General features: G+C 57.9%; 3 tRNA genes. All 3 read left to right on the top strand.

What is annotated here, in order from left to right:
• The 3 genes from HMPREF2782_RS09260 to HMPREF2782_RS09250 all read left to right on the top strand — a co-directional run bounded on the left by HMPREF2782_RS09260 (position 1) and on the right by HMPREF2782_RS09250 (position 240).
• Positions 1-76 (top strand) — tRNA-Phe (locus tag HMPREF2782_RS09260).
• Between the two features lie 8 nt (positions 77-84).
• Positions 85-159: transfer RNA gene (locus HMPREF2782_RS09255), tRNA-Gly, on the top strand.
• 7 nt (positions 160-166) lie between these two features.
• A tRNA-Gly gene (locus tag HMPREF2782_RS09250) sits at positions 167-240 on the top strand.
• Positions 241-273 lie beyond the last annotated feature (33 nt).

The following is a 273-nucleotide window of genomic DNA, read 5'->3' as shown; positions in this document are numbered from 1 at the left end:
GCCCAGATAGCTCAGTCGGTAGAGCAGGGGACTGAAAATCCCCGTGTCGGTGGTTCGATTCCGCCTCTGGGCACCAGAATAATTGCGGAAGTGGCTCAGTGGTAGAGTATCGCCTTGCCAAGGCGAGGGTCGCGGGTTCGAATCCCGTCTTCCGCTCCAATTTTATGCGGGTGTAGCTCAGTGGTAGAGCCCCAGCCTTCCAAGCTGGTTGCGAGGGTCCGATTCCCTTCACCCGCTCCAATATGCGCCTGTAGCTCAGCTGGATAGAGCAAC

Origin of the sequence: Anaerococcus sp. HMSC068A02, from assembly GCF_001811125.1 — a bacterium.
GTDB lineage: Bacteria > Bacillota > Clostridia > Tissierellales > Peptoniphilaceae > Anaerococcus > Anaerococcus vaginalis_C.
The sequence above is the reverse complement of the archived record's forward strand: the minus strand, read 5'-3'. Positions and strand labels throughout refer to the sequence as shown.